Origin of the sequence: Weissella sp. DD23 (assembly GCF_001579105.1) — a bacterium.
Lineage (GTDB): Bacteria > Bacillota > Bacilli > Lactobacillales > Lactobacillaceae > Weissella > Weissella cibaria.
The window spans coordinates 97,641-101,418 of record NZ_KQ970395.1 but is presented as its reverse complement, the minus strand read 5'-3'; the positions used below and the strand labels follow the sequence as shown (position 1 = coordinate 101,418).

The following is a 3,778-nucleotide window of genomic DNA, read 5'->3' as shown; positions in this document are numbered from 1 at the left end:
TTCCGAATTTTATTAGCACTTGCGATCATTATCGTAGGTTATTTGAGCTATAAAGCGTATCAGTCATACAAAGCAGACCAAGCGCACCCCAAACATCATGACGACGATGATGTTTAGGCATAAAAAAGAAGCACCGCGGTGCTTCTTTTTTTGTTACCATACAGCGGTTGTATCGTTGAAGGTTTCCAGCTGCAAACCGTTTTCATCAAGTTGCCAAGTCGTAATGGAACCGTTTTCTGGTTCAATACCCTTGTAAGCATCCCCGGCAAAGCGATTAACCAAATTAATCAGTAAGATTCCATGGACGACTAGTAGAACGCGATCACCATCTTGATGCTTTGTTAGCAAGGTGTCTAACCCGTTATTTAGGCGCGACCAGAACATCTGGCTATCTTCAGCGTCCCCGGCTGGGTCAGCTTGACGAAAGGCATCCATCAGTTGATCACCGTCAAGTGATCCGATTAAATCGCCATAGGTTGTATCGGCAGGTAAGCCAAGTACGCCGGCGAGGGCTTCACCAGCTTCAACCCCTGTCAGACCATCGAACGAACCGAAAAATTGTTCTCGGAAGTCGGGTAACTCGACCAAGTCTTGGCTGTCTGAGGTGAGGTTCGCGTCTAAAACAAACCGCGCTGTCTCAGCGGCCCGCGCTAAATCAGACGAATAGGCCCCATCAAAATGCACATAGCGTAACCGTTCGCCGGCTGCCTGGCCGTCCGCGATTCCTTTTTCGGTTAGCGGTGCATTTGTCCAGCCTTGCATGCGTCGATATTTGTTTAAATAGGTTTGCCCGTGTCGAACCATATAGACAGTAATACTCATGTTTTTATCCCCCAATCTTGATGCCTTAAGTGTATCAAAGTTACTCAGATAATTCTTGTTTAGTTGGACAATATTTACGGTATACTAGAAGTTAGCAAATTAACTGAAATTTTTCACGATACGCGTGAAACTGAATAAACTTAAGAGGATACAAAAAATATGGCTTTGTATAAAGTAGGCACAATTGTGAACACCCACGGCATTCGTGGTGAAGTCCGTGTCATCGCCACGACTGACTTTCCAGAAGAGCGTTTTGCAAAGGGAAATAAGTTGATTATTGATGGCAAGTCACCTGTTGAAGTTGAGATTGCAACGGTGCGTAATCACAAGCAATTTGTGTTGTTGTCATTTAAGGATTTGCAAAATATCAATTTGGTTGAGCAATACAAGACGCACGATTTGATGGTGCCTGAAGAGGCACTACAAGATTTAGCAGAAGATGAATTTTACTACCATGAAATTGTGGGCTTAGATGTCATTGATAATGCAACTGGTCAAGTTTTGGGCAAGGTTGCTGAAATTATGGAATTGCCTGCCAATGATGCGTGGGTGGTTAAGGCTAAGGGCCAGGATGATTTGTTCATTCCATATATTGAAAATGTTGTCACGGAAATCGACTTGGATGCTGGGGTAGCCAAGGTTGATATGTTAGAGGAAATTTAACCATGCGCATTGATGTATTAAGTCTATTCCCAAATATGTTTACGCCGATGCGTGAATCAATTATTGGTAAAACGATTGAACGGGGCCTAGTTGACTTTCAGGTCACTGACTTTCGCGATTATACTGATAATAAGCACAACAAGGTTGATGATGAAATTTACGGTGGCGGCCAAGGCATGTTGCTGATGCCACAGCCAATCTTTGACGCAATGGATGCGATTGAGGCGGAAGCTGGTTCACGTGGGCGTGTGATTCTAATGGATCCGGCTGGTAAAACCTTCAATCAAGCGATGGCTGAAGAATTAGCCCAAGAAGAACACTTGACCTTTATCGCTGGTCACTACGAGGGCTATGATGAACGAATTCGTAATCTTGTGACTGACGAAATTTCGTTGGGTGATTTTGTGCTTACTGGTGGTGAACTGGGGGCGATGGTCGTGATTGATGCGACGGTGCGCTTGCTTGATGAGGCTTTGGGTGACCAAATGTCAGCCGTTGATGATTCGTTTTCAACGGGCTTATTGGAGTACCCACAGTATACGCGGCCGGCTGATTTCCGGGGGATGAAGGTGCCAGATGTCTTGATGTCAGGGCACCACGCTAACATTGCGACATGGAAGCGCAAAGAAGCATTGCGGCGGACATACTTGCGCCGGCCTGATTTGCTAACTGATTATGACTTTACTAAAGAAGAGCGTCAGTTGTTAAAGGAAATCAAAGCGGAAGAAGCAAACGAAATATAAAGACTTGTTTATAAACACCAGAGATGATATTATTATTTCTGGTGTTTTATTCACCAAAAATAAACCCGATAATCCGCTGGCCGGGTGGTGTATCGATTATCGACTAGGAGATTTGATATGCGTCAAAACGCTTTGCTAGAAAAGTTGGTTGCTGATCAATTGCGTACGGACATTCCTGAGTTCCGTGCCGGTGATTCAGTTCGTGTATACGCTCGAATCGTTGAAGGTTCACGTGAGCGTGTGCAATTGTTTGAAGGTGTTGTTATCAAGCGTAAGGGTACTGGTATCCAAGCTACTTACACTGTTCGTAAGATTTCTAACGGTGTTGGTGTTGAGCGTACTTTCCCATTGCACTCACCACGTGTTGATAAGATTGAAGTGACTCGTCACGGTCGTGTACGTCGCGCTAAGTTGTACTACTTGCGTGCATTGCACGGTAAGGCTGCTCGTATCCGCGAAGCACGCCGTGCCTAATGACATTTCGTCATTAAGCTTCGAAAAGGCTGATTCCATTTGGAATCAGCCTTTTTCTGTTATTTAGGTAAAACGTTTCATTAGATAATGATTAATTTATGAGCGTTCGACTCATAAATAAGTCTTTTTTTTATTATGAAATAGTGTAAACTAGAACAAGTGTTATTTTTAAAAGTTAGGGATAGGTAGAGTATTCATGGTTGAAAAAAAGACCAAGAAAGAAAAGCATAGTGTTGGTCTCGGTTGGCGCATCTTGTTTGGCCTTGTCGTTGGTATTATTTTGGGTGTTATCTTCTATCAAAATAAGACGGCGATTACCGCGATGCAAAATATCGGGACGATGTTCATCGGTCTAATTCAAATGGTCGTGTTACCAATTGTTTTGACAAGTTTGACCGCCGGAATTGCGAAGATGGGTGACATGCATAAATTAGGCCGCATCGGTGGTAAAACAATTATCTACTTTGAATTGTTATCAACTGTGGCGATTTTAATTGGTATGATTGCCGGAAATGTGTTCCAACCAGGGGCGCATGTGGATATTCATAATTTGCAAGCATCTAACATCAGTTCGTACTTGTCGACGGCCAAAGCGGCGGGTGACCATGGTGTCTGGTCGACAGTTATGGACATTATTCCAACGAACTTCTTCGGATCGTTGGCCAATGATAAGATGTTGCAGGTTATTTTCTTCTCTGTTTTCTTTGGATTAGGAACGGCTGCCATTGGGCCAAAGGGACAAATCATTGTCGACTTTTTGGATGCGGTTGCTGAAGTGATGTTTAAAGTCACAAACTGGGTCATGCAAGTTGCACCAATTGGTGTCGGTGCATTGATTGGGGCGACGGTAGCTCAGATGGGGGTTAGCTCACTTGGATCATTAGGCTTCTTTATCTTTATTGCCTATGCAACGATGATTTTCTTTATTTTGGTTGTTTTGGGTGCGGTGTTGCACATCTTTGGTGTCAACGTCTTTACCTTGATTAAGGTATTAAAAGAAGAGATTATCTTGGCTTTTACAACGGCCTCATCAGAAGCAACGTTGCCACGTATTGTGTCAAAGATGGAAAAGTTCG

5 protein-coding genes are annotated in these 3,778 nt (G+C 43.6%); 4 read left to right on the top strand and 1 reads right to left on the bottom strand.

Annotated features, from left to right (window positions below; genetic code table 11):
- Positions 1–153 precede the first annotated feature (153 nt).
- Positions 154–822, bottom strand: coding sequence for a histidine phosphatase family protein (locus WEIDD23_RS09165; RefSeq protein ID WP_062358929.1), 669 nt, complete (start codon positions 820–822; stop codon positions 154–156).
- A 159-nt stretch (positions 823–981) separates the two neighbouring features.
- On the opposite strand from WEIDD23_RS09165, the gene rimM reads away from it, so the two are divergent.
- The 4 genes from rimM to WEIDD23_RS09145 all read left to right on the top strand — a co-directional run.
- The gene (rimM, locus tag WEIDD23_RS09160) at positions 982–1,485 is read left to right on the top strand and encodes a ribosome maturation factor RimM (RefSeq protein ID WP_062358928.1); all 504 of its coding nucleotides are present in this window, start codon (positions 982–984) and stop codon (positions 1,483–1,485) included.
- Positions 1,486–1,487: 2 nt separating this feature from the next.
- Positions 1,488–2,228 carry a tRNA (guanosine(37)-N1)-methyltransferase TrmD gene (gene trmD, locus WEIDD23_RS09155; RefSeq protein WP_043708158.1) on the top strand — a complete coding sequence of 247 codons (741 nt, stop codon included), beginning with the start codon at positions 1,488–1,490 and terminating at the stop codon, positions 2,226–2,228.
- A 117-nt stretch (positions 2,229–2,345) separates the two neighbouring features.
- Positions 2,346–2,702, top strand: coding sequence for a 50S ribosomal protein L19 (rplS, locus tag WEIDD23_RS09150; protein ID WP_010372859.1), 357 nt, complete (start codon positions 2,346–2,348; stop codon positions 2,700–2,702).
- Positions 2,703–2,898: 196 nt separating this feature from the next.
- The coding region (locus tag WEIDD23_RS09145) for a dicarboxylate/amino acid:cation symporter (RefSeq protein ID WP_242865495.1) at positions 2,899–3,778 on the top strand (880 nt) is incomplete at its 3' end.